The following is a 24,736-nucleotide window of genomic DNA, read 5'->3' on the forward strand; positions in this document are numbered from 1 at the left end:
CATCTTGGGAGGCGGTTCAGGACGACTCGCGGACGACCAGCTCCGTCGGCAGCACCCGGTGGGACTGCTCCCCGGACTCCTCCGCGATCTCCTGCAGCAGCAGCCGGGCCATCGTGCGCCCCATCTCCTCGATGGGCTGCCGCACGCTGGTCAGCGGCGGGTCCATGTGACGGGCCACGGCCGAGTCGTCGACCCCGACGAGGGCCACGTCCTGCGGGACCCGGCGCCCCGACTCCCTCAGCACACCGCGCGCTCCGGCCGCCATCACGTCCGAGGCGGCGAAGACGGCGTCGAGGTCCGGTACGCGGTCGAGCAGCTCCCGCATCGCCCGCCGTCCGCCCTCCTCGGTGAAGTCTCCCGTGGCCACGAGCCGCTCGTCCGCGGCGATCGCGGCCTCCGCGAGACCCCGGCGGTAGCCGTCGAGGCGGCAGCGGGCGACGTACATGTCCAGGGGGCCGGAGATGGTCGCGATACGGCGACGGCCGCGCCCGGCGAGATGGGCGACGGCCGACCGCCCGGCACCGACGTTGTCGGAGTCCACGTAGGCCACCTCCTCCGCCCCGGTACGCCGTCCGTTCAGCACGGCCGGCAGCCCGAGCGCCCGCACCTGGTCCGGCAGGGGATCGTCGCCGTGGACCGAGACGAGCAGCACGCCGTCCACCCGCTGGGCGGCGAGGTACTGCTCGAAGCGCTGCCTCTCCTTGTCGTTCCGGATCAGCGTGAGCAGCAACTGCTTGTCGGCGTCGGCGAGTTCGGCGCTGACTCCACGGATGATGTCGAGGAAGTACGGCTCGGCGAAGAGCCGGGCCTCGGTCTCGGGGATCACGAGCGCCACCGCGTCCGTACGGCTGCCCGCCAGCGCCCGGGCGGCGCGGTTGGGTACGTAGCCGAGCTCGGCGACGGCCCGGGCGACGGCGGCCTTGGCGTGTTCGCTCACCCGCGGGGAGCCGTTGATCACCCGCGAGACCGTGCCCCGGCCGACGCCGGCCCTGGCCGCGACCTCCTCCAGGGTGGGCCTGCCGGTCTGGCGCCCGTTCACCACCATCTGCCGTCTCCCCTCGTATCCCCCTGTGTCCCGTGACTGTACCAAGCGTGGGAGCGCTCCCAGGCGGGGCGTAACGAATTCCGGCCCGCCTCTTGACACCCGTACGGACCAGACAGCAACCTTCGGGCGAGACGCAGTGGGAGCGCTCCCACACAATGAGCCGCGGGCCGTACCGAGCCACGCATCGCACCACCCCGGACGAGGAGAGTCGAATGCGCACTTCCAGCACGAGCCGCAGCAGACAGGCACAGCGCCGCACCGCGCGGGCCGCGGTCGCCGGGGTCGCCGTCTGCGCCGCCCTGATCACCGGCTGCGGCGGCGACGGCGGTTCCGACGAGGCCGGCGGCGACGGACAGATCACCTTGCGCATCGGAACGTTCGGGTCGTTCGGCTACGACGACAAGACGGGCGCCAAGCTCTACGCCGAGTACGAGAAGGCACACCCGAACATCAAGATCGTCGAGTCGAACGTCGCCGACGGACAGAAGTACTGGGACACCCTCAAGCTGCGGCTCTCCCGCAACAGCGGACTCGCCGACATCCAGGCCCTGGAGGTCGGTTACGTGGCGGAGGCCACCGGCCCCGCCATGGCGGACAAGTGGGTCGACCTCGGCACGACCGGCGGCGCGGACCTGGGCGCCTACCTCGACTGGAAGGTCAAGCAGGCCACCACCGCCGACGGCAAGGTCATCGGACTCGGCACCGACATCGGCCCGATGGCGATCTGCTACAACAAGGAGCTCTTCGCCAAGGCCGGGCTGCCCACCGACCGGGCCGCCGTCGGCGCGCTGTGGCAGGGGGACTGGGCCAAGTTCCTGACGACGGGCGAGACGTACAAGAAGGCCGCTCCGCCCGGAACGTCGTTCCACGACTCCGCGAGCGGTCTGTTCAACGCCGTCGTCTCCAGCGAGGCCGTGCAGTACGCCGACACCAAGGGCGAGTTGGACTACGAGAACAGCCCGGGCGTGAAGAAGGCCTGGGACACCGCCGTCGCGGCGGCGCAGGGCGGCCTCACGGCCAAGCTCCGCCAGTTCGACGAGAAGGGCACCTGGAACGCGGCCTTCAAGAACTCCACGTTCGCCACGGTCGCCTGCCCGAGCTGGATGACCGGCATCATCAAGGACCAGGCGGGCGCGGGCAACCAGGGCAAGTGGGACATCGCCGCGCCGCCGGTGGCCGGCAACTGGGGCGGCTCGTTCCTCGCCGTCCCCAAGTCGGGCAAGCACGCCAAGGAGGCGGCGGAGCTGGCCGCCTGGCTCACCGCGCCCGCACAGCACGCCAAGGTCTTCGGCGTGAACGGCAACATCCCCTCGACCAAGGACACGCTCTCGTCGGCGACCGTGCAGGACGCGAAGCTGCCGTACTTCGGGGACACGCCCGTCGGCCGGATCTACTCGCAGGCCGCGGCCGGCATCACCCCGGCCCCGATCAGCCGCTGGGACGGCCAGGTGAAGACCTTCCTCACCGACAACGGCATCCTCGACATCGAGCAGCGTGGCACGGATCCCGCGAAGGCCTGGGAGAACGTCAGGAAGCTGGTCGAGGACAAGATCGAGCAGTAGCCGGGGACGCGAGGCCGGTGGCCGCCCCGGCGCTCCCCCGCCGGGCGGCCACCGGCCCCCGCCCCGCCGACGTCACGCGCCCGCGCCGACGGCACGCTCCGGAGCCGTACGGCCGCAACCCGAACCCGCACCGACGGCACGCGCCACGGCCGCAAGGCACCGCACACACCGCAGCACCTCACACGCCGCATGCACTGCACGTAGCTCACGTCACCGCTCGCACCGCAGCACCGCACACAGCGCACGGCACCACACGCACCGCAGCACCGCAGCACCGCAGCACCACAGCACGGCAGCACCACAGCACCACAGCACCGCAGCACCGCAGCACCGCAGCACCACAGCACGGCAGCACCGCACCTACCTCACGGCACCGCACACACCGCGCGCACCTCACGGCACCGCAGCACCGCGCGCACCGCACGGCACCGCAGCACCGACCGCGCACCGCACCGCCGCGCGCACCGCACCGACCGCGCGCCGCGCACTCCGTACCGATTCCGAAGGGACGCCCCCGTGGCCACCTCCCTCCGGGCGGCGGCCGACGGCTCCCCGCCGCCCGCTCCGCCCTCTCCCGCCCCGCCCCCTCCAACACCGCCCCGCGCAGGCATCCGCAGCCGGCTCTACCGCTGGGACCTGCGGTTCAGCCCCTACGCGTTCGTCGCCCCGTTCTTCCTCACCTTCGCCGCCTTCGGGCTCTTCCCGCTGATCTACACCGGCTGGCTCTCCCTGCACCGGGTGGAGCTCGGCGGTGAGGCGGAGTGGCGGGGCCTGGACAACTACCGCTCCCTCGCGCAGAGCGAGTTCTTCTGGAACGCGCTGGCCAACACCTTCACGATCGGTGTCGTGTCGACCGTCCCCCAACTGCTGATGGCGCTCGGCCTGGCCCATCTGCTCAACTACCGGCTGCGCGCCAGGGGGTTCTTCCGGGTCGCGGTCCTCGCCCCCTACGCCACCTCGATCGCGGCGGCGACCCTCGTCTTCGCCCAGCTCTTCAACACCGACTACGGCCTGATCAACACCGTCCTGGGCTGGGTCGGGTTCGAGCCGGTCGACTGGGAGTCCTCCAAGTGGCCCGCGCAGATCGCGATCTCGACGATCGTGACCTGGCGCTGGACCGGCTACAACGCGCTCATCTACCTGGCCGCGATGCAGGCGGTGCCGAAGGACCTCTACGAGGCGGCGGCGCTGGACGGGGCGTCCCGGTGGCGCCAGTTCCTCAGCGTGACGATTCCGTCGATCCGTCCGACGATCCTCTTCACGATCGTGGTCTCCACGATCGGCGCCACCCAGTTGTTCGGCGAACCGATGATCTTCGGCGGCAGCCTCGGCATCAGCGGTGGCAGCGGCAACCAGTTCCAGACGCTGAGCCTGCTGATGTACGAGAAGGGCTGGGTGACCGGCGCCCTTGGCCAGGCCTCCGCCATCGCCTGGGTGATGCTGCTGCTCCTGCTGGTGATCGGTGCGGTCCGCACGCTCCTCGCCCGGGCGAACCTCAAGAAGCCGGGGGCCTGACCTCATGTCACGACTGCGTGTTCCTCTCCGTCTCCGTCCCCGCCCGCCGGCCGGTGATCAGCACGGGGCCGGCCCGCTGACCTACGTCCTGCTCGGCCTGGCGGCCCTGATCTCGCTCTTCCCGCTCTACTGGAACCTGGTCGCCGCCTCCCACTCGGGCGAGCGTGTCGTCTCTCCCCCGGCACCGCTGCTGCCCGGTCCGCGGCTCTTCGACAACCTCGCCTTCGCCTGGAACCAGGTCGACATGGGCGAGGCGCTGGTCAACACGACCGTCGTGGCCGGGCTCGTGGCGGTGTCCACCGTGCTCTTCGCCACCCTGGCCGGCTTCGCCTTCGCCAAGCTGCCCTTCAAGGGGCGGGGCGCGATGCTGGCACTCGTCGTGGCGACCATGACGATTCCGCCGCAGCTCAGCGTGATCCCGCTGTACCGGATCATCACCGACCTGGGCTGGGTCGACCAGCTCCAGTCCGTCGTCCTGCCGTCCCTGGTCGCCGCGTTCGGCGTCTTCTTCATGCGCCAGTACCTGATCGAGGCACTGCCCGTGGAGCTCGTGGAGGCGGCCCGGGTGGACGGCGCGCACAGCCTGCGAATCATCTGGCACGTGGTGTTCCCGGTCGCGCGGCCCGCGATGGCGGTGCTCGGCATGCTGGTCTTCGTCCAGGCCTGGAACGACTTCTTCTGGCCGTTCATCGCGCTGACCCCGGACGGCAGTCCCACGCTCCAGGTGGCCCTGGCCGGTCTGGGAGCGGGCAACCACACCGTCGACCAGTCGATCGTGCTGACGGGCGCGCTGATATCCACCCTGCCACTGCTGCTGGTCTTCGCCGTGCTCGGCAAGCACATCGTCGGCGGCATCACCACGGGCGCGGTCAAGAGCTGACCTGAGGTCACGGGCCGGTCCGGGGGTCACGAGCCGACTCGCGGACCGGTGACCGGCCCCTGCCCTTTCCCCGTACACCCCTCTCACCCGGGAGCACCTCCGCATGACCGCGACAGATCCCCGACCGCACACGACGGTCCGTCAGTTCCCGCCCGGCTTCCTGTGGGGCGCCGCCACCGCCGCGTACCAGATCGAGGGAGCGGCGGCCGAGGACGGCCGTACGCCGTCGATCTGGGACACCTTCTCGCACACCCCGGGGAGAGTGTTCGAGGGCCACACCGGCGATGTGGCGGTCGACCACTACCACCGCTTCCGGGACGACGTCCGGATGATGGCGGACCTCGGCCTGAGCGCCTACCGCTTCTCGGTGGCGTGGCCGCGCGTCCAGCCGACCGGCCGCGGACCGGCCGTCCAGAAGGGCCTGGACTTCTACCGTCGGCTCGTCGACGAGCTGCTCGCGGCCGGCATCGAGCCGGTCGCCACGCTCTACCACTGGGACCTGCCGCAGGAGCTGGAGACTGCGGGCGGCTGGCCCGAGCGGGCCACGGCCGAGCGGTTCGGGGCGTACGCGGCGCTGGTCGGCGAGGCGCTCGGCGACCGGGTCTCCCGCTGGACCACCCTCAACGAGCCCTGGTGCAGCGCCTTTCTCGGCTACGGCTCCGGGGTCCACGCCCCCGGCCGCACGGACCCCGTCGCGGCCCTGCGCGCGGCGCACCACCTGAACCTGGGCCACGGGCTCGCCGCGCAGGCCCTGCGCGCCGCGCACCCCGGGCGGGCGAAGGTCTCCATCAGCCTGAACCTGCACGAGGTCCGTCCGCTCACCACCTCGGCGGCGGACCGGGAGGCGGCGCGTCGGATCGACGCGGTCGGCAACGGAGTCTTCCTGGGCCCGCTCCTCGACGGCGCGTATCCGGCGGCCCTCCTCGCCGACACCGCGTCGCTGACCGACTGGGCGTTCGTACGCGAAGGCGACACGGCCACGATCGGCCGGCCGCTGGACGCGCTCGGCATCAACTACTACACACCGACGGTGGTGTCGTCGGTGTCCGAGGGGATGGCGAAGCCGCAGGACGACGGACACGGGGCGAGCGACCACTCCCCCTGGCCCGGCGCGGACGACGTCGCCTTCCACCGGGCGCCGGGCGAACGCACGGCCATGGGCTGGGCGGTGGACCCGAACGGGTTGTACGAGCTGCTGACCCGGATCTCCGCACGGTATCCGGACCTGCCGCTGCTGATCACGGAGAACGGCGCCGCGTACGAGGACGAGGTCGGCGCGGACGGCTCGGTCCACGACCCCGACCGGATCGCCTACGTGCACGGTCACCTGGCGGCCGTGCACCGGGCGATCGGGGACGGCGCGGACGTCCGCGGCTACTTCCTCTGGTCGCTCATGGACAACTTCGAGTGGGCGTACGGCTACGCGAAGCGGTTCGGCGCGGTCCACGTCGACTACGACTCGCTCGCCCGCACCCCCAAGTCGAGCGCGCACTGGTACGCGCGCGTGGCTCGGTCGAACGAGCTGGTGGACCCGGTGGAGGGCTGAACCGTGGTGTGTGAGGGAGAGTTCATCCCTCACGCACCACCCCCGGCCTCCTTCGCCTCCGGGGCGGCTGGTAATCTGTCCGTACGTCAATGCGCCTCTCCGGCTGGGCCGTCGCCCCGCCCGGGAGGCTTTTTTCATGCCACAGAACCCGAGAAGCCCCCTGCCACGAGCCCGAGCCCCGAGGCGGCCCCTGCCCGGCGTGTCCGTGCGGCGCGCCGGTCCTGCCGACCACCCCACCCTGGAACGCCTCTGGCTGATGTTCCGCCATGACATGTCCGAGTACAGCGGTGTACTGCCGCACCTGGACGGAACCTTCCGCAGGGAACGGCTCGACTCGGCCATCGCGGACGCCGACTGGGCCGCGTACCTCGTGACGAGCGGCCGGCACCCGGTGGGTCTCGCCTTCGTCCGCGGCCTGTCCGCCCCGGCGCGCGTGCTCAACAGCTTCTTCGTGGTGCGCGCCGCGCGGCGGGCGGGAGTCGGGCTGCGGGCGGTGCGGGAGGTCGTGGCCGCGCACCCGGGACGCTGGGAGGTCGCCTTCCAGGAGGAGAACACCGGAGCCGTGCGGTTCTGGCGCCGGGTCGCCGCCGACATCGCCGGCGAGGCCTGGTCCGAGGAGCGCAGGCCGGTCCCCGGACGGCCGGACGTACCTCCCGACACCTGGATCTCGCTCGACGTGCCGGCGCCGGCCCGGCCCGGCCGCGACGTGCCGGGTTCCGTGACATAGGAGCAGGTCAGAGCCGTCCGACATGCGTGAGCCACCCGCTCGGCGTAACGTCACGCTTGGATCTCGGGTACCCCGACCCACCGGGAGGCCGTGTGAGCGACTCCAGCGACTCCAGGCACGAGGACGACGCGACGCCGTCGTCCTCTCGCGGTCGGCGCATACGCATCGCGGTGACGGCGGCCGGAGTGGCCCTCGTCGCCGCGGGCGGGCTGTACGCGGCGGGTCTCCTCGCCACGGGGAACGACATCTCCGAGGGCACCCGGGTGGACGGCGTGGACATCGGCGGCATGAGCCGCCAGGAGGCGCGGGCGACGCTGACGGCGGCTGCGCCCGCGTCCTGGACGGCTCCGATACCGGTACGCATCGGCGCGAGCACCGGCACCGTCGATCCGGCCACGGCCGGGCTGAGCGTCGATGTGGAGAAGACCGTCGACAAGGCGGCGGATCCCTCGCGTGATCCGGCGACCGTGATCGGCCGGCTGTTCTCCACCGACGAGCGGAACGTCGAACCGGTCGTCGCCTTCGACGAGTCCGAGGCCCGGGCGGCGATGACCGAGGCGGCCCGTACCTACGACCGGACGACCGTCGAGGGCGCCGTCTCCTTCGAGGACGGTCAGGCGGTGACCGTACAGCCCCGCATCGGACAGAAGCTGGACGTCGACGGCGCCGTGGACACCCTGCGCGCGAACTATCCCGAGCCCGGGGACGAGCACCCGGTGGCGCTGCCGACCGCCGTGTCCCCGCCCAAGGTCGGCGAGGCGGAGACGGCCCGCTTCCTCGACGCGTTCGGGACGCCCGCGATGTCGGGACCTGTGACCCTCACCGTCGACGGCGAGAGCCTGCGGATCACCCCGACGACGCTCGGCGCGCATCTGACGGTGAAGGCGGACGACGAGGGCCGGCTCGTCCCCACGCTCGACGAGCAGGGGCTGATCCGTGACCCGGCCGTGGCGCGCCCGCTCGACAGGGTCGCCACCGGGCCGGTCGAGGCGCGTCTCGGAGTGGAGGACGGTCGGGTGGTGGTCCTCGCGGACGGGCGGCCGGGACACGAGGTGACGGCCGAGTCCCTGGGCGCGGCGGTCATGCCGCTGCTGCCGAAGCGGGGCGACACGGCGCGGACCGGTCCCGTGGCCACCAAACTGATCCAGCCGGTGCTGACCAGGAAGTCGGTGGCGGAGATGGGGATCAAGGAGCAGATGTCCACGTTCACGGTCGACTTCCCCACAGCGCCGTACCGGACGATCAACATCGGCCGGGCGGTCGAGCTGATCAACGGCTCGCTGGTGCGACCGGGCGAGGTCTGGAGCTTCAACCGGACCGTCGGGGAGCGCACCAAGGCCAACGGCTTCGTGGACGGCACGATGATCCTGGACGGGCAGTACCACTCGGCGCCGGGCGGCGGGGTCTCCGCGGTCGCCACCACGGTCTTCAACGCGATCTTCTTCGCGGGGGTCAAGCCGGTCGAGTACGGGGCGCACTCCTTCTACATCGAGCGGTACCCGCCGGGCCGGGAGGCGACGGTGGCCTGGGGCACGCTGGACCTGAAGTTCCGCAACAACTCCGACGCCTGGATCTACGTCAAGGCGAGCTCCACCGACTCCTCCGTGACCGTCAGCTTCCTCGGCACGAAGAAGTTCGACGCCGTCGAGGCGGTGGAGGGCCCCCGTACCAACCTCACGGAGCCCTCCGAGCGGACCGGCTCGGGTCCGAAGTGTGAGCCGCAGACGCCGCTGGAGGGCTTCGACATCACCGTGGACCGGGTCTTCCGCGACGGCGGGGCGGAGGTCGGCCGGGAGACCTTCCGTACGCACTACACCCCGCGCGACCGCGTCACCTGCGAGGAAGCGGGAGCCGGGGAGGACCCGGGAGGCTCTCAGGACGCGCCCGCGCAGAACTCGGCCCCGCAGGGCTCAGGGACCGGCGACTGAGCTGCGCACCAGGGGCGCCTCGGCTCCGAGCACCCGCAGCAGATGGGAGACCGCCTCCGCGACGGCCGTGCGCGCCGGTCCGAGGTAGCGGCGCGGGTCGACGGTCGTGGCGTTCTCCCCCAGGTGGGTCCGGACGGCGCCGGTGAACGCCTTGTTGAGGTGCGTGGCCACGTTCACCTTCGTCATCCCGGCGCCGACGGCCCGGCCGAGGTCGGCGTCCCCGACGCCGGAGGAGCCGTGCAGAACGAGGGGTACGTCCACGGCCTCGCGCAGTCGGGAGACGAGGTCGAGGTCGAGGACGGCGTCCCGGGTGAGCATCGCGTGGGAGCTGCCGACGGCGACGGCGAGGGCGTCGACGCCGGTCGCGGCGACGAAGGCGCGCGCCTCGGCGGGGTCGGTGCGCACGCCGGGCGCGTGGGCGCCGTCCTTGCCGCCCACCTCGCCCAGTTCGGCCTCCACCCAGACGTTCTCACGGTGGCAGTAGTCGGTCATCTCGCGGGTGGCGGTGACGTTCTCCTCGTACGGGAGGGTCGAGGCGTCGAACATGACGGAACCGAAGCCGAGGGCGACGGCCTCGCGGACGAGGTCGGGCGACTCGGCGTGGTCGAGGTGGACGGCGACCGGGACGGCGGCGCGGCGGGCGATGGCGAGCGTCGCGAGGGCGATGGGCTCCAGGGACCCGTGGTAGCGGACGGTGTTCTCGCTGATCTGGAGGATCACGGGACGGTCCGCGGCCTCGGCGCCCGCGACGATGGCCTGCGCGTGCTCGATCTGGATCACGTTGAACGCCCCGGCGCCGGCGGCGCGCTCGCGGGCTTCGAGGACGATCTCCCCGGTGGTGGTGAGCGGCATCAGCTCTCCTCCGACGCGCCGTGGTCGAGGACGACGGACCGGGTGAGGTTGCGCGGGCGGTCCGGGTTCTGGCCCTGTGCCTCGGCGAGCAGGACCGCGAGCCGCTGGGCGCGGATGAGGTCGGCCATCGGGTCGAGTTCGGCGTCGGCGGCGCCCGACTCCGCGACGAGGGTGCCGCCGACGCGGGCCACGTCGGCGGCGAGGCCGGTGGGAACAGGGCCGAAGGCCCAGGCGACCCGGCCGGGCGCGGTGATGCTGATCGGGCCGTGGCGGTATTCCATGGCCGGGTAGGCCTCGGTCCAGGCGCCTGCGGCCTCGCGCATCTTCAGGCCAGCTTCGAGGGCGAGTCCGTAGGTCCATCCGGTGCCGAGGAACGTGTACTGCTCGGCACCGGTGATCTCGGCGGCGAGGGGTTCGTCGACGGCGCGTTCGGCGTCCTTGGCCGCCCGTTCGACGGTACGCACGCCGGCCGGGAGGGCGTCCTCCGCCTCCAGGTGCGCGCGGAGCAGGGCGAGGGCGGTAGTGGCGAAGCGGGTCTGCACCACCGACTCCTCGTCCGCGAAGTCGAGGACGGCCACGGCGTCGGCGGCGGCCATGACGGGGGTCGTCGGGTCGGCGGTGAGGGCACCGGTGGCGACGGTCCCCTGGACGCGGCGGAGCAGGTCGAGGACCTCGGTGGTGGTGCCGGAGCGGGTGATGGCGAGGATCCGGTCGTAGCTCCGTGCGGGCGGGAACTCGGAGGCGGCGAAGGCGTCGGTCTCGCCGTGGCCGCCGGTCTCGCGAAGCTGGGCGTAGGCCTGGGCGATGAACCAGGAGGTGCCGCAGCCGACGACGGCGAGGCGTTCGCCGCGCACCGGCAGCGCCGCGCGGTGTTGGGGCAGGGTCTCTGCGGCCTTGCGCCAGGAGGCGGGCTGGGAGGCGATTTCGGCGGCGGTGCGGGAGGGTCCCGTAGGGGGCACGTGCGACTCCTTCACTGACAGAAGATGCTCAATCATGCTCGTAAGAGATTATTTTCGAGCATCTTCGAGCATCGATCACTGTGCGCAGTATCCATCAGCGGCGGCGTACGGTCCAGGGCCCACGGCGTCGGCACGGCGCTAAAATCGCGATCATGTCGAAGCACGAGCGGTGGAACACGCTCCTCGAACTCCTCTCCTCCACCGGCAGGCTGGAGGTCGAGGAGGCCGCCGCCACGCTCGACGTCTCCCCCGCCACGATCCGCCGGGACCTGGACGAACTCGCCGAACAGCGGCTCCTGGTACGTACCCGGGGCGGAGCCGTCCCGCACGGCGTCTCGTACGAGCTGCCCCTGCGCTACAAGTCCTCCCGGCACGCCTCGGAGAAGCAGCGCATCGCCGCCGCGGTGGCGGAGCTGATCCACGAGGGCGAGGTGCTCGGCCTCAACGGCGGGACGACGACCACCGAGGTGGCACGCGCGCTGGCACTGCGCTTCGGCGGCGGCAGGACCGAGCCGCCCGGCACCCCGCCCGCCCCCGCGCTGACCGTGGTGACCAACGCGCTCAACATCGCCGGCGAACTCGCCGTACGACCCCAGATCAAGATCGTCGTCTCGGGGGGTGTGGCCCGCCCACAGACGTACGAACTGGTCGGCCCGCTCGCCGCCGGGGTCCTGAACGAGGTGGTGCTCGACGTCGTGGTCCTCGGCGTCGACGGCATCGACCCGGAGCTCGGCATCATGGCGCACCACGAGGACGAGGCGGGGATCAGCCGGCTGTTCGCCGAGCGCGCGAGCCGGGTCGTCGTGGTCACCGACTCCTCGAAGATGGGGCGGCGCGCCTTCGCCCGGATCTGCGGCCTTGACCGCGTCGACGTGCTGGTGACCGACGCGGCCCTCCCGGCGGAGGCGGTGCGGCGGCTGACCGACGCCGATGTGCGGGTCGTCACCGTCTGACCGGCCGCCACACCGCCCGTCCGACGGGGTCGTCGGCCGACGCACCGCCCGGGGGTCGTCACCGTCTGACCGGCCGCCACACCGCCCGTCCGGCCTCAGCCGGTGATGCTCCCCCGGGGCGCCGACGCCCGCCGTGCCGTTCTCGACATGGCCCGCCAAGCACCGGAGAAAGGTGCTGCTCCCGCCAGCGACGACCGACAGGTCGTACCAGCGCTTGCCGCCGCGCGGGCGCCGCCCGGCGGGGCCGTGTGCGAAGAGTCCACGGAGTCGCACGAGAAGTCCGTGCGCCGCCCGTACGCCGCCCTCGCGCCGCCCGCACCCCACGCGCGCGCCCTTGCCGGGAACCGGTCGTGGCCGGAATCTGTCCCCGTTGAAGAGGACTGGGGGGCGTGATGAACGCATGGGTGGTGCCCGGATACACGGAGTTCCGGGAGCTGGGAGCGGGCGCGAGCGGGCGGGTGGTGCTCGCCGTCCACGACGCGACCGGGCTGCCGGTGGCCGTGAAGTACCTCGGCGAGCGCCTGCGGTCCGATCCCGCCTTCGTCCGGGGGTTCCGGGCGGAGGCACAGCGGCTCGCGGCACTCGAATCGCCGCACGTCGTGGGGTTGTACGAGTACGTGGAGGCGCCGTGGGGCGCCGCGATCGTGATGGAACTGGTCGACGGGGTCGCCCTGCGCGCGCTGCTCGCCCAGGAGGGCGCCACCGGCCCCGAGGCCGCGCTCATGGTCCTCAAGGGCTCGCTCCTCGGCCTGGCCGCCGCGCACCGGACCGGGGTCGTGCACCGTGACTACAAGCCGGAGAACGTCCTGGTCGCGGCCGACGGCTCGTCCACGCTCGTGGACTTCGGCATCGCGACCGACCACGGCAGCACGCCGGGTGTCGCCGGCACACCCGCGTACATGGCGCCCGAGCAGTGGAACGGCGAGCCCGCGTCCCCGGCCGCCGACGTGTACGCGGCGACAGCGACGTTCTTCGAGTGCCTGACCGGACGCAAGCCGTTCACCGGCCAGAACATCGCCGAACTGGCGCTGCAGCACCTCGACGCGCCCGTACCGGACGCGGACGTCCCGGAGCCGCTGCGGCCGCTGATCCGGCGCGGTCTCGCGAAGGCCCCCGGGGAACGCCCCGCGCACGCGACGGCCTTCGTGGCCGAGCTGGAAGGGGTCGCCACGGCCACCTACGGGCCCGACTGGGAGGAGCGTGGGCAGCGCAGGCTCGCCGCGCTCGCCGCGCTCCTGCCGCTGGGCCTCCCCACCAGCGGCGGCGAGCCGGCCACCGGCACGACCGCGCTGGCCACGACCACCCTGCCCCGGTCGGCCGGTCGCGGGCGCCGGCTGTGGCCGGAGATCGTCGTCCCGGCCGGTATCACCGCGCTGATCCTCGCCCTGCTCGCGGCCGTCGCCGCCCGGGCGGGCGACGAGGGGGGCCGTACGACGGCGGAGGCGTTCGCCACCACGAGCGCGCTGCCGACCGCCCCGGCGTCCCCCACGGCCGCCCCGCCCACGGGCACGGCGTCTCCCGAGACCACACCCTCGATGTCCGAGGAGGCGACCCCGTCGGCCACCCCGACACTCACGGTGTCCCCGACGCCGACGGCGACCCTCGTACCCACGCCGACCACTGATCCGCCGACCACACCCCCGACGACACCGCCCACGACACCGCCCACGACACCCCCGACCACTCCGCCGACGACACCGCCCACGACACGTCCGGTCGGCGTGAAGGCGGTCTCCGTCACCGCGCTGCGTCAGACGGGTTCGAGCACGGCGGAGGCCTCGTTCGAGGTCGTGACGCACGGGCCCGGTCCGGTGGTCCTGCGGCTCTCCTGGTTCACGGCCGACGCCAAGGGCTCGGCAGGCGTGCCGGACGGCTCCGAGACCGTGCGGCGCAGTGGTGCGACCCGGTACACGATCACGCTCCCGCACACCTTCCCGAGGGCCGGCGGCTGCTACTGGGGCGTCCGGGCCACCACGGACCCGGCGGCCGCGAACGGCGCTTCCACGCAGCAGATCCTCACATGGAGGTGCACGATCTCATGAGCGGCGACGACTCCGACGAATACAGCGCCACGGTGCTCGGCAGCCACTGGTTCGAGGGACCCGCGCGGGACGCGGAGCCGGACCGGGTGGAGGGCGCGGTCCTGCGGTTCGGCCCGGGCGTGACTCCGGCCACCCGGCACCGGATGGCCGGCGGCCCGACGACCGCTCAGATCTGGCACGGCGCTCCGCCCGAGGCCCCACCGCGCCGCCGTAGGGCACTGCGCCGGTACGCCCTGCCCGCCGCCGTCCTGCTCGCCGTCCTCGCGTTCCTCGCCTGGCAGCGGCTCGGGCCGGAGGTCGCGGTACGCGGGGTCACGGTCGCCGCCCCGGCACGGCCGCCCGGCTGCGACGGCACCGCCGACGTCGTGGCGGTGCTCGAGACCGACGGGCGGCCCGGCACCGTCACGTACCGCTGGGAGCGCAGCGACGGCACCTCGTCCGGGCTGCTTCGGGAGCGGCTCGCCCGCCACCAGACACAGGCACGCCTGCATCTGCTGTGGACGTTCCACGGCCCCGGCGAGCACCGGGCGACGGCACGGCTCGTCGTCGTCTCCCCCACCCGGCACTCGGCGGAGACCCGCTTCACCTACCGCTGCGAATCGGCTCCCTAGGCACGCTGGGGGTCGCTCAAACCGCGGGGGCTGCCCGGAACCCTCGGGCCACCTGGGCGCCCGGGCCGCTCATGGCCGGAGCAGCTCGCCTCTCGGGCCGCTCAGGGCCCGGGCCGCTCAGGGCCCGGGCCACCCGGGCGCCCGGGCCACTCGGGCGCTCGGGCCACTCGGGCCGGTCAGGCCGCTCGGGGCCGGAGCAGCTCGGGCGTGGCGAGGGCCGACGCCCGGTTCACGGCCGGGTGGGTGAGACGGGCGTGAAGGGCACGCCAGGCGTCGGGGTCGTCGCCGAGCCGCTCGGCCACCAGCCGCGCGGACTCCTCCAGGGCGGCCCCGACCTCCTCGGGAGCGTCGGGCCGGCGGCGGGCGCGGCCCAGATAGCTCAGCACCACGGCCGCCGGCGCGGCCTCTCGGACGAGGTCGCGGCCGGTCAGCCGACCGGTCCTCAGCAGGTGGTCCAGCAGGGCGTCCACCGGCTCGCGCCCGTACGTGTCGACGCCGTGCCGGACGCGGGCCAGGGTCACCTCCCGGTCCGGCGGCGTACCGAACGCCGACAGCCGGTGGAGGTACCCGGCGTGGCGGATCCGGAAGTCCCGGGGAGCGGCCGGGTGCCGGACGACCGCCTCCCAGTAGGGGACGGGGTCCCGCGCGTGCTCGGCCTCCAGCGCCTCCCATTCCGGGGTGCCCGGGGTGCTGTCGAGGAGGGCGCGGGCATCCCCGTGCGTACGGCACCTCCGCAGCCGCGCCGCGAGGCGTCCGGGCGCCGACTCCTTCGCGGCCCGGGCGGCCAGAACCGAGGACGGGTCGTCGCTGGCCAGCGCCATCTGGCACAGGCGGGTGACGGCGGCCCCGAGCCGTCCGCTCGCCACGAGCGCGGCCAGTCGTCCGGGCCCGCCGTGGCGCAGCAGACTGAGCCCGCCCACGAGTTGCTGGGCCATCGTCAGGCGCTTGCCGGCCCTGTCGAAGACGAGCTCGATGAGCTCCGGTTCGGCCGACTCGAGCCATGCCGTGCGCCCGCCGGGGAGTTCGGCGAGGGGGTCGGCGCGCAGACGGGCGGCGAGGCGCGGCGTGAGAGCGCCCGGACGGGCGGCGATGCGCCGGGACACGTCCGGATCACCGTTGGTGCGCAGCACGGCGAGATCCACGTCCGGGTCGGCAAGGTCGAGGAGCCGGTGCAGGGCGGCGGAGTCGAGCCAACGGGACTGCTCCGAGAGCACCGTCAGGGCCGACGGGTCTCGCTGGTCGAGGAGGTACGCGAAAGGGGTGGGTTCGGTCACACGGGACCGAAGGACGAACGCGGCCAGCATCCACGGCCCGTCGGGGCCGAGTCGGGCCATCACCGAGGCGAGGGCGGCGGGCTCCGCCAGGCAGAGCAGCGTCCCCAGCGGCCATGCCCACAGATGGTTGCCACGCGCGAGCAGGCGTATCGCCGACTCGGGCGAGGTGGGCGGCTCGGTGGGGGCGAATGTCGAGGCATGGCCGACGGGGGTGCTCGCCTCTTCCAGAGCGAGTGCCGTGCGCTGGGCGTCGCGCCGCGACCGGTCGAGGAGTTCGGGCCAGGTGGGTGCGCGGCCACCAGCGGTCGCGGCCCCGTCCGGCTCGGTCATCGACCGTCGGGCGGCGGCTGCGAGCCGCAGCCAGGCGTCCGCGTCCGTCTCCAGTTCGCGCTCCAGGAAGGCGGCGAGGGAACGTCGCCAGGCCGCGAGGAAGGCCAGGTCGTTCCATTCGTGGGGCACGCGCAGCAGAGGGACGGCCGGGAGATGGTGCAGCAGGTCGTCGGCCGTCACGATGCCGTGCAGATAGGCCTCTTCGGCGACGCGGGCGAGGGAGCCGGACTCCGGTGTCTCCGCCATCCGTGCGAGCGCGTCCGCCCGCGTGGGCCCGTGGCACCGGTGCGCGAGGTCGTTCAGCCCCTGGGCCAGGCAGGCCTCGTACAGCCAGTCGGGGTGGCGTCGGCCGGGGGCGTCGTCCCTGGTGTGGGCGGACAGGCGGCGCAGGACCTCCGGATCGTCCGGCAGCGGTGCGGTGCCGGGAGCGGCCAACGACCTGAGCAGGTCGAGCGCGCCGAGCGCGGCACGCGCCCGCTCACCGACCGGTCGCGTCGGCGGTGCGGCCGCGTCGACGCCCGGCGCGGGACCGCTCGCCGCGCGGGACACGCCGTCGCCGGCGTCGGTCCGGGTCGGCGTCGGTCGCGGCGGCGGCGGCTGCCGGACGCCCGCGGCCCTCGCCGCCTCGCTCAGCGTGCCCGGGTGGTCGGGAAGGTTCCGCAGGAGGGTGTCCACGGCATCGGGGCGGACCGCCAGATGCTCCTCGTACAGCGCGGTGAGCGTGTTCCTGAGTCCATCGACGGCCAGGCCCCGCTCGGCCAGGGCGCGGAGCGCCTCCACGGCGCGGGAGGCGGGCCTGGCCGTCGTCACCAGCTCGGCGGGGTCGAGCAACCCCGCCTCGACCATGCCGACGGCCCACTCGGCGGCCGACGCGTCCAGCGCCTCCTCGGCCAGTCGGCGGTCCGGCGGAGTGAGGTTGCCCGCGATACGGCCTCCGGCCCGCCACGGGCCGTTGAGCAGGGTCAGGCGGAACTCCGCGCGCTCGGCGTCGGTGGCGTCCTCGTGGCGGATCAGTTCCTCCGCCGCCTTCGGCATGTAGGGGCTCGTCCGGTTGGCCGCCGCCAGTGCCCGGAAGTCGTGGGCGTACGGCTCGTTGAGAAGGTCGCGAAGGGTGCTGGTGCCACGGGAGACGCCGAGGAGCCGTGGCAGCACGGCCGGGTCCTCGTACGGTTCGCCCGAGGCCCGCAGCCGAAGCGCCGCGTCCGCGCCTTTCATCGCACCGGCGACCTCGGCGCGGATCTCCGGGTGGACGAGCGGTACCACGGACGGGTCGGCCAGCATGGTGCGCAGGGTGTCGGCGCCCCGGCACTCCAGGACCCGCAGCAGGGCGTGGCGCTGTGCCACTCCGCGTACGCCCCAGGTCAGCGCCTGTCCGACCAGTTCCGGGTCCCCGCTGACGAGCAGGGGCGCGGTCCGGGCACGTGACGCGGCGCCGGCGGGTGACAGCAGCTCCGCCCTGAGCGTCTCCTCCAGGGAGACGCGGTCCTGCGCGTGGGCCTGGACGATCGCGCGGCGCAGGGACGGCGTGCAGCGGTTGTTGCGGTAGACGGCCGCGTTCACGTGCGGGTCGTCAGCGGCGACGAGCTGTTTGAGGACCCTGGCGTCGATCCGGGGGTGCCGGGCCAGCGCGGTGCGGGCCCGGGTGTCGCCGTGCAGCACGATGGCGGAGGTCAGCAGGGGGCCGGGGAGGGAGCCTCCCGCCAGGATCGTCTCCAGGGTCCGCTCCGGCAGCGCGGCGAGCGCGGCCGCCGTATGCGTGGGCGCTGCCCGCTCCAGGAGCAACGCCAGGGTGTCACAGACCGACCTGGGCGGGAGCCGGTCCGCTTCGGCCCCGGTCGGAACGGGCAGCGCGGCAAGCAGTTCCGGCAGCGTGCCCTGTGCGGTGGTGAGGGCATCGTGCAGCCGGCGCCAGCGCGCCCCGGATCCCGCGAGGTGGCGAGCCGTCAGCTCGCTCAGCAGCACGGCTGCGGCGCTCGTCGGCGGCAGCTCGCGCGCGAGTGCTCGCGCCAGGGCGCGCGCGGGGCGCGCCGACCGGACCGCCGCGACGGCCGCACGGTCGTCGTTCCGCTCCGCCACGACGGCCGCGCCCTCCTGGGCCGTACCGCCGGGGCCGATCAACGCGTCGATCAGACGACGCAGTTCGGCCGGGGCCGTGGATGCACCGGACATGGTCTTGATCCCCCTCGCGCTCATATGGCGACGAGGAACATTCCACCATCCAGGTCCGACAGCGCCGCTCCGGCCGAGCAGTGCCGCGCTCGCGCGTCCCTGGGGGGTGTTGCGAAGGGAGCGCCGTCCGCCCGAAGGACGGGCCCCGCGGCGTCATGGGTCCCCCCTGCTCGAGCGCAGCCGAGAGCGTGGGGGAGCGTGCGAGCGCAAGGCGGAGGGCCGTCCTCGTACCGGGCGCAAGCGGACGACCCCGACAACGCGGCGTGGCGGCACCTCCCGTGCCCGAAGGGCTACGGGGAGTGCGCGCCGGACGCCGCGGGGCAGGCGGGACTCTCGCGATCCGCCCTAGCGTCCGCGGCGGATCCGGGCGGCTTGCCGGGCCTCGGCGGTCTTGCGGGCCTCGGCGGAGCGCCGCGACTCGTTCTTGGCGCGGCCGGGCTTCCCCGGGACGGTTCCGATGCCGCGGAAGGGGGCGCCGCCGCGCTTGGGGCCCTCGGTGCTCGGCGCGGCGCCGTCGACGGGCACGCCGGACGGGGCCCGGGCGCCGGTGAGGCGGCTCAACTCGGCCTCGCCGGAGCGGACCTGGGTGACGCGTGCGCGGATCCCCGCCTCGCCCATGAGGCGGACCACGTCCTTGCGCTGGTCCGGGACGACCAGCGTGACGACGCTGCCGGACTCTCCGGCGCGGGCGGTCCGGCCGCCGCGGTGCAGGTAGTCCTTGTGGTCGGCGGGCGGGTCGACGTTGACGACGAGGTCGAGCTGGTCGACGTGGATTCCGCGCGCGGCCACGTTGGTGGCGACGAGGACGGTGATGTCACCGCTCCTGAACCGCTCCAGGGTGCGGTTGCGCAGCGGCTGCGACTTGCCGCCGTGCAGTGCCTCCGCGCGGACTCCGCTGCCGCGCAGGTGCTTGGTGAAGCGGTCGACGGAGGCCTTGGTGTCCAGGAACATGATCACGCGACCGTCGCGGGCGGCGATCTCCGTGGCCGTGGCGTACTTGTCGGCGCCGTGGACCTGGAGGACGTGGTGCTCCATGGTGGTGACGGCGGCGGCCGAGGGGTCGACCGAGTGCACGACCGGGTCGTGGAGGTAGTTCTGCACCAGGTGGTCGACGTTGCGGTCGAGGCTGGCGGAGAACAGCATCCGCTGGCCGTCGGGGCGTACGAGGTCGAGCACCTCGGTGACCTGCGGAAGGAAGCCCATGTCAGCCATCTGGTCGGCCTCGTCGAGGACGGTGACGTCCACGCGGTCCAGGCGGCAGTCCTTGCGCTCGACGAGGTCGTTCAGCCGGCCGGGGGTCGCGACGAGGACCTCGGCGCCTTCGCGCAGAGTGGCCGCCTGACGGCCGATCGACATGCCGCCGACGACGGTGGCCAGGCGCAGCTTCAGGACGCGGGCGTACGGCGTGAGCGCGTCGGTGACCTGCTGGGCCAGCTCACGCGTGGGGACGAGGATCAGGGCCCGCGGCTTGCGCGGCTCGGCCCGGCGGCCGGCGGTGCGCACGAGCAGGGGAAGGCCGAACGCGAGCGTCTTTCCCGAACCGGTTCGTCCGCGCCCGAGGACGTCACGTCCGGCGAGGGCGTTCGGCAGCGTGGTGGCCTGGATCGGGAAGGGCGTGTCGACACCGAGCTCGGTGAGCAGCGCCAGCACCTCGGCGGGCAGGTCGAGCTCGCCGAAGGCGGCGACCGCGGGAAGAGCCGGGGTGTGGGTGACCGGGGATGCGAATTCGTTCATCAGAGAGACCTCGTCCGAAAATGCGACGAGCTGAGGCCCTCACCTCGTCGGTGAGGACCCCAGCTGCGTCGGAAGGCTCGGCGTCAGGCGGGGAGGATGTTCTCCGCCTGCGGGCCCTTCTGGCCCTGGGTGACGTCGAAGGTCACCTTCTGGCCTTCCTGGAGCTCACGGAAGCCGGAGGTCGCGATGTTGGAGTAGTGGGCGAACACGTCCGGGCCGCCACCCTCCTGCTCGATGAAGCCGAAGCCCTTTTCCGAGTTGAACCACTTCACGGTGCCATTAGCCATTTTAAATCTCCTTCGAGGCACTACCCGGGGATCCACACCGCGTGAATCCCGGCGTCGCCGCGCGATTGCCCCGTCCGGAAACAGCACCGAAAATACAAAAAGTGCCCGGCGAAATGAATTCACCCAAGGCACTTGAAGTTTATGGGAACCACAACTGCAACTGACTCGACTGTAGCACGGCGTGGTCGAACGTGCATGGAATTCGTCACTCCGCGTCGCTTCGGGCCACACGCGCCCGGTACCGCACGCCTCCCGCCCCGGCCTGCTGGTTCTCCGCCGGACGCGCCCCGGCCGCTCTCGGCCGGTGACGAGTACGGCCCCCGGGTTGACGACGGCGGCCGGAATGCAGGCTCGAACTCGAGAGGTCGAACCGCGGACCGGATACGTCGTTCCCCGTTCCCGGTTTTCGGCCGACGCACAGCACCTCGCGGTAGCGGCCCGGCGCGTCGGTCAGGCCGCGAGCGGGAGGTGGTAGAGGGCGTAGGCCTTGCCGATCACGGGCTGGGCGACGTTTCGGACCCTGATGCCGCCCGCCGTCATGCCGTGTTCGGTCCCGAGATGGGCGTGGCCGTGGACCGCGAGGTCGGCACCTGCCTCGTCCATCGCCTCCGCGAGGAGGTAGCTGCCGAGGAAGGGGTAGATCTCGCGGGGCTCCCCCGCCAGGGTGTCCGGCACGGGCGCGAAGTGCGTCAGCGCGATCCGGAGCGCGCAACCGTCGTCGGCCAGCTCGGTGAGCGACCTCCGCAGCGCCTCCGCGCTGCGCCGGGTGACGCGTACGAAGTCCTTCATCTCACGCTCCCCGAACTCGCCGGCGGAGCGGCCCGCGAAGCCGCCGCAGAACCCCTTCGTTCCCGCGACACCGGTCTTCTCACCGTGCAGCGACAGGACGGCGGTCGCGCCTTCGAGGACGGCGACACCGGCGCCCTCGAGGACACGGGACACCGCGGCCTCCTCCTCGGAGTGGTGGTCGTGGTTGCCGAGCACCGCGACCACCGGGACGCCCACGTCGGCGACCTCGCCGGCCACCACCTCGGCCTCGGCCACGGTCCCGTGGCGGGTCAGGTCGCCCGCCAGGAGCAGCAGGTCCGCACGGTCCGGAAGGGTCGCGAAGGAGGGGCGGAGCAGGCCGCGGGAGTCGGGGCCGAGATGGATGTCGCCCACCGCGGCCACGCGGACGACCGGCCCGGAGCCGCCGGGTTCCGCGCGGTCGACGGGGGCGCTCACGGCAGGTCCTCGTGGCCCTCGGGGGGATCGGCGCTCACGGCAGGTCCTCGTGGCCCTCGGGGGGATCGGCGCTCGCGACGCCCAGGTCGGCGAGGACGGGCATGCCGGCCAGCTCGGTGTCGGCGATCCGCAGGATCTCCTCCCGGTGGTCGGCCGTCGGCAGGGTGCCGGACAGGAGCACGGCCTCGCCGCGCATCTCGATCCGTACGCCGAGTTCGGCCGTCTCCCCGCCCGCCAGCCGCTCACGCAGCCGGGCGATGCGGTACTCGCCGGCGTCGCGCCCGTTCATCACGCCTCCCCCTCGCCCGGGATCACGCCGAGCCGTTCCAGGAGGTACAGGAAGGCGTCCGGCATGGGTTCCTCGCCGTGTTCCTCGCGCAGCCGCGCCCAGTCCACGCGCTCGCGCAGCCCGCGGGCGACGGGCAGCAGGGCGCCGAAGTCGCAGTGGTGCTCCGACAGCGCCGCCAGGCGGCTGCTGAGGAGATCGGTGGGGGCGAGGACGGGCATGTGTACGGAGTCGACGGGCAGCGACTCGGCGCGTTCGAGGAGTTCGGTGGTGACCGGCCGGTTGGCGAGCGCGAAGATGAGGTCGATCTCCTCGCCCCGTGTCCGGGCCTTGACCAGCCAGTCCTCGGGCGGCCTGACGATCTCGACCTCATGGTCCGCCAGCGCCTTCACGACGTCCTCGGCGTCCTCGCGGCGTACGGCGAAGTCGGTGTCGTGCTGGAGCGTGAGCGGGACGCCGTGGGCGTAGACCGCGACGCTGCCGACCAGTGCGAAGGGGTGACCGGACGGCCTTCAGGAGGGAGCCCACGCGTTTCGTTGCCTCCAGGATCGCCTGCGTGTGATCGGCGGGAAGGGCGCCGTCCCGGGAGGGGGCCGTAGCCGGGGTTGCGTTCATCGCCTCTCTCCGTCCCGCGCCCTGTGCGAGCACCTTCGGACAGCCCTGCGCCGCGTGGCGCGGACGTCCGTGGTACGCGAACGCGGGTCGCGCACCACGGGCTTCGGACGCTCGGGCCGCCGCGATCAGCTCGTGCGGCCCTTCTTCGCGCGGTCCACCGCTTCCTCGGCCGCTTCCCTCACCTTGCCGGCCGTCTTCTCACGGCGGCCCTCGGCTTCCATGGAGCGGTCGTCCATGGCGTCGCCGACGCTCTCCTTGGCCTTGCCCTTCATCTGGTCCATCCTGGCCTTGCCCTTACCCATGACGACGTCCTTCCTGTGTCCGGGACCTCGCGGGTACCCGCGAGGTCCGCGCTCACACCCTCGCCATGTGTTCGCGGACCGCGATCCGGGCCAGCTTCGTCAGCATCATGCCGTTGCGGACGGCGACGATGTAGTCCACCGGGAGGCCGTGCATCCGGGTGCCCGGGCCGCGGAGGGGATGCCAGTCCAGGGTGAAGAGGGTGTTCTCACCCCAGGGCGTCAGGTACATGGCGATTCGGGCCGCGCCGAAGGGCTCGGCCTTCGCCTCCAGTTCGAGGCGTCGCTCCGGCTCGCAGACGCGGACCACGCAGGTGTCGTCGAGGGTCATGGGCCCCACGCCGACACGGACCTTCAGGCGGGCGCCCACGTCCGGCCAGTGGGGGTCCGCGGCGAGGACCTGCCGGGTGCCGGTCACCCACTCCCCGTAACGTCGGCCCTCGGAGAGGAGGCGCCAGACCTCGGACGGTGAGCTCAGGATCAGACGGCGGTTCCGGGCCACGCTGGTCACGCTCCTTCCGGGTGGGACGTCCAGCCTGGCGCCTCCCACCCGCCCGCGCAGTCCGGCGGACCCGAACGGAACCCCGTTCGCGCCCGGTGGAGCAGCGCGCGAGCGCACAGCGCGCCGACACACGAATGCGGGCATATCGTGCGTCCTGATCGGCCGGTTTCCCGAGAGGCCCGTGTGCCGCGGCCCCGTCCACACCCCTGCGATCGCCCACGAAAGGCCTGGTTCCATGCATCCCGCGCTCAGCACCGAACTGCTCACGAAGCTGCGTCAGCCGCGCCCGTATCCGGCCGTGTCGCTCGTCATGCCGACGCACCGCCGGGAGCCCGACAACGCCCAGGATCCCGTCCGGCTCCGCAACCTCGTGGCCCGGGCCGGAGAGCAGATCGGGCAGGACCCGGCCGTGACCCGTGAGCGGCGGCTCGACGTGCTGAGTCAGCTGGAGCAGGCCCTCGCCGAGGTCGACCTCGCCCGTGCCGAGGACGGTCTCGTGATCTACGCGGCGCCCGGAGAGCACCTGGTGTGGACGGTGGCCCGGGCGGTCCCGGAGCGGGTCGTCGTCGCCGACACCTTCCTCACGCGCAATCTCGTCGCCGCCCAGGCCGCCGAGCAGCCCTTCTGGGCGCTGACCGTGGCCGCCGACCGGATCGCCCTGTGGAGCGGCGACCAGGAACGCGTCCACGAGCACACCGCGGACGGCTTCCCGCGGACGCGGAGCCTGGAGGACCCCGACGCCGAACGCAAGCAGCAGATCGGTGACATGCCGAGCACCTTCCGGGACGAGCAGACCCGTCACTTCCTGCGCGAGGCCCACGAGGCGATGCGCGTGGTGCTCAGCTCGTCCCCCCGGCCCCTGTACGTGATCGGCGAGGCGGCGGCGATCGCCCTGCTGGAGGAGGTCGGACCGCTCGCCAAGGACACCACGACCGTCCGGAGCGGCGGCCTGGCCTCCGGACCGGCCTCGGCTGTCCGGCAGGCACTGGAGCCCCTTCGTGCTGCGAGACAGGAGTCCGACACGGCCGCCGTCGTCTCCGAGCTGGACGCCGCGCAGGGCCGCCGCGAGTTCGCCGGAGGAGTCGACGAGGTCTGGGTGGCCGCGAAGGAGGGCCGGGTGCGCCTGCTCGCCGTGGAGGAGCACTACCAGACGGTCGTACGCGACTACGGCGATCACCTCGAACCGGCCGACCCCACCGACCTCGACTCACGGGACGACATCGTGGACGAGATCGTCGAACAGGCCCTCTCGACCGGGGCGGCGGTACGTTTCGTCCCCGACGAGACCCTGTCCGGCTCGGGCCGGATCGCCGCCGCCCTCCGCTACTGACGCCCGCTCCCGAGGCACGGCCGAGCCCCCGGTGACAGCCCTGTTGGGGGGGGGGGGGAGGGTTGG

General features: G+C 73.1%; 21 protein-coding genes. 10 read left to right on the plus strand and 11 right to left on the minus strand.

Annotated elements, in window-relative coordinates:
- Positions 1-16: 16 nt before the first annotated feature.
- On the minus strand, positions 17-1,045 hold the full coding sequence (locus ACFUJR_RS24480; protein WP_383174456.1) for a LacI family DNA-binding transcriptional regulator: 1,029 nt from the start codon (positions 1,043-1,045) through the stop codon (positions 17-19).
- 212 nt (positions 1,046-1,257) lie between these two features.
- On the opposite strand from ACFUJR_RS24480, the gene ACFUJR_RS24485 reads away from it, so the two are divergent.
- The 6 genes from ACFUJR_RS24485 (at position 1,258) to ACFUJR_RS24510 (ending at position 9,203) form a co-directional block, all read left to right on the plus strand.
- Positions 1,258-2,607 (plus strand): ABC transporter substrate-binding protein, encoded by a 1,350-nt coding sequence (locus ACFUJR_RS24485; RefSeq protein WP_383174459.1) that lies wholly within the window; start codon positions 1,258-1,260, stop codon positions 2,605-2,607.
- A 516-nt stretch (positions 2,608-3,123) separates the two neighbouring features.
- The gene (locus ACFUJR_RS24490; protein ID WP_383174082.1) at positions 3,124-4,122 is read left to right on the plus strand and encodes a carbohydrate ABC transporter permease; all 999 of its coding nucleotides are present in this window, start codon (positions 3,124-3,126) and stop codon (positions 4,120-4,122) included.
- A 4-nt stretch (positions 4,123-4,126) separates the two neighbouring features.
- On the plus strand, positions 4,127-5,002 hold the full coding sequence (locus ACFUJR_RS24495) for a carbohydrate ABC transporter permease (RefSeq protein WP_383174085.1): 876 nt from the start codon (positions 4,127-4,129) through the stop codon (positions 5,000-5,002).
- 103 nt (positions 5,003-5,105) lie between these two features.
- The gene (locus ACFUJR_RS24500; RefSeq protein ID WP_383174088.1) at positions 5,106-6,548 is read left to right on the plus strand and encodes a GH1 family beta-glucosidase; all 1,443 of its coding nucleotides are present in this window, start codon (positions 5,106-5,108) and stop codon (positions 6,546-6,548) included.
- A 190-nt stretch (positions 6,549-6,738) separates the two neighbouring features.
- Positions 6,739-7,275, plus strand: a complete 537-nt coding sequence (locus tag ACFUJR_RS24505) for a GNAT family N-acetyltransferase (RefSeq protein WP_383174140.1) — start codon at positions 6,739-6,741, stop codon at positions 7,273-7,275.
- A 92-nt stretch (positions 7,276-7,367) separates the two neighbouring features.
- Positions 7,368-9,203 (plus strand): VanW family protein, encoded by a 1,836-nt coding sequence (locus tag ACFUJR_RS24510; RefSeq protein WP_383174091.1) that lies wholly within the window; start codon positions 7,368-7,370, stop codon positions 9,201-9,203.
- Here the strand turns inward: ACFUJR_RS24510 and ACFUJR_RS24515 are convergent.
- Together ACFUJR_RS24515 and ACFUJR_RS24520 are read right to left on the minus strand one after the other, a co-directional pair.
- Complete coding sequence (locus tag ACFUJR_RS24515) at positions 9,186-10,055, minus strand: ketose-bisphosphate aldolase (RefSeq protein ID WP_383174094.1); 870 nt, start codon at positions 10,053-10,055, stop codon at positions 9,186-9,188. The two genes, ACFUJR_RS24510 and ACFUJR_RS24515, sit on opposite strands and share 18 nt — an antisense overlap.
- On the minus strand, positions 10,055-11,014 hold the full coding sequence (locus tag ACFUJR_RS24520) for an SIS domain-containing protein (RefSeq protein ID WP_383174097.1): 960 nt from the start codon (positions 11,012-11,014) through the stop codon (positions 10,055-10,057). Before ACFUJR_RS24520 ends, ACFUJR_RS24515 begins: the two co-directional genes overlap by 1 nt.
- A gap of 152 nt (positions 11,015-11,166) precedes the next feature.
- On the opposite strand from ACFUJR_RS24520, the gene ACFUJR_RS24525 reads away from it, so the two are divergent.
- The 3 genes from ACFUJR_RS24525 (at position 11,167) to ACFUJR_RS24535 (ending at position 14,620) form a co-directional block, all read left to right on the plus strand.
- Positions 11,167-11,967, plus strand: a complete 801-nt coding sequence (locus ACFUJR_RS24525; RefSeq protein WP_383174100.1) for a DeoR/GlpR family DNA-binding transcription regulator — start codon at positions 11,167-11,169, stop codon at positions 11,965-11,967.
- Positions 11,968-12,359: 392 nt separating this feature from the next.
- Complete coding sequence (locus tag ACFUJR_RS24530; RefSeq protein ID WP_383174103.1) at positions 12,360-14,009, plus strand: serine/threonine-protein kinase; 1,650 nt, start codon at positions 12,360-12,362, stop codon at positions 14,007-14,009.
- Positions 14,006-14,620, plus strand: coding sequence for a hypothetical protein (locus tag ACFUJR_RS24535; RefSeq protein ID WP_383174106.1), 615 nt, complete (start codon positions 14,006-14,008; stop codon positions 14,618-14,620). Before ACFUJR_RS24530 ends, ACFUJR_RS24535 begins: the two co-directional genes overlap by 4 nt.
- 176 nt (positions 14,621-14,796) lie before the next feature.
- Here the strand turns inward: ACFUJR_RS24535 and ACFUJR_RS24540 are convergent, their stop codons facing one another.
- From ACFUJR_RS24540 to ACFUJR_RS24575, 8 genes are all read right to left on the minus strand, one after another.
- Positions 14,797-18,393 (minus strand): hypothetical protein, encoded by a 3,597-nt coding sequence (locus ACFUJR_RS24540; protein WP_383174109.1) that lies wholly within the window; start codon positions 18,391-18,393, stop codon positions 14,797-14,799.
- 345 nt (positions 18,394-18,738) lie between these two features.
- Positions 18,739-20,127, minus strand: coding sequence for a DEAD/DEAH box helicase (locus tag ACFUJR_RS24545; RefSeq protein WP_383174113.1), 1,389 nt, complete (start codon positions 20,125-20,127; stop codon positions 18,739-18,741).
- A gap of 83 nt (positions 20,128-20,210) precedes the next feature.
- A complete protein-coding gene (locus ACFUJR_RS24550; RefSeq protein WP_015031667.1) occupies positions 20,211-20,414 on the minus strand; it encodes a cold-shock protein in 204 nt (67 codons plus the stop codon).
- A 450-nt stretch (positions 20,415-20,864) separates the two neighbouring features.
- Positions 20,865-21,638 (minus strand): metallophosphoesterase, encoded by a 774-nt coding sequence (locus ACFUJR_RS24555; RefSeq protein WP_383174116.1) that lies wholly within the window; start codon positions 21,636-21,638, stop codon positions 20,865-20,867.
- Positions 21,639-21,672: 34 nt separating this feature from the next.
- Positions 21,673-21,927 carry a hypothetical protein gene (locus ACFUJR_RS24560; RefSeq protein ID WP_383174119.1) on the minus strand — a complete coding sequence of 85 codons (255 nt, stop codon included), beginning with the start codon at positions 21,925-21,927 and terminating at the stop codon, positions 21,673-21,675.
- A complete protein-coding gene (locus tag ACFUJR_RS24565; RefSeq protein WP_383174122.1) occupies positions 21,927-22,316 on the minus strand; it encodes a hypothetical protein in 390 nt (129 codons plus the stop codon). The genes ACFUJR_RS24560 and ACFUJR_RS24565 overlap by 1 nt, the downstream gene beginning before the upstream one ends.
- A 348-nt stretch (positions 22,317-22,664) precedes the next feature.
- Positions 22,665-22,841, minus strand: coding sequence for a CsbD family protein (locus ACFUJR_RS24570; protein ID WP_383174125.1), 177 nt, complete (start codon positions 22,839-22,841; stop codon positions 22,665-22,667).
- A gap of 52 nt (positions 22,842-22,893) precedes the next feature.
- Positions 22,894-23,340 carry an SRPBCC family protein gene (locus tag ACFUJR_RS24575; RefSeq protein ID WP_383174128.1) on the minus strand — a complete coding sequence of 149 codons (447 nt, stop codon included), beginning with the start codon at positions 23,338-23,340 and terminating at the stop codon, positions 22,894-22,896.
- 235 nt (positions 23,341-23,575) lie between these two features.
- Here ACFUJR_RS24575 and ACFUJR_RS24580 point away from each other — a divergent pair, with 235 nt between their 5' ends.
- The gene (locus ACFUJR_RS24580) at positions 23,576-24,670 is read left to right on the plus strand and encodes a chemotaxis protein (protein ID WP_383174131.1); all 1,095 of its coding nucleotides are present in this window, start codon (positions 23,576-23,578) and stop codon (positions 24,668-24,670) included.
- Positions 24,671-24,736: the final 66 nt, after the last annotated feature.

Origin of the sequence: Streptomyces sp. NPDC057271, from assembly GCF_042668715.1 — a bacterium.
In the GTDB taxonomy this organism is placed as follows: domain Bacteria; phylum Actinomycetota; class Actinomycetes; order Streptomycetales; family Streptomycetaceae; genus Streptomyces.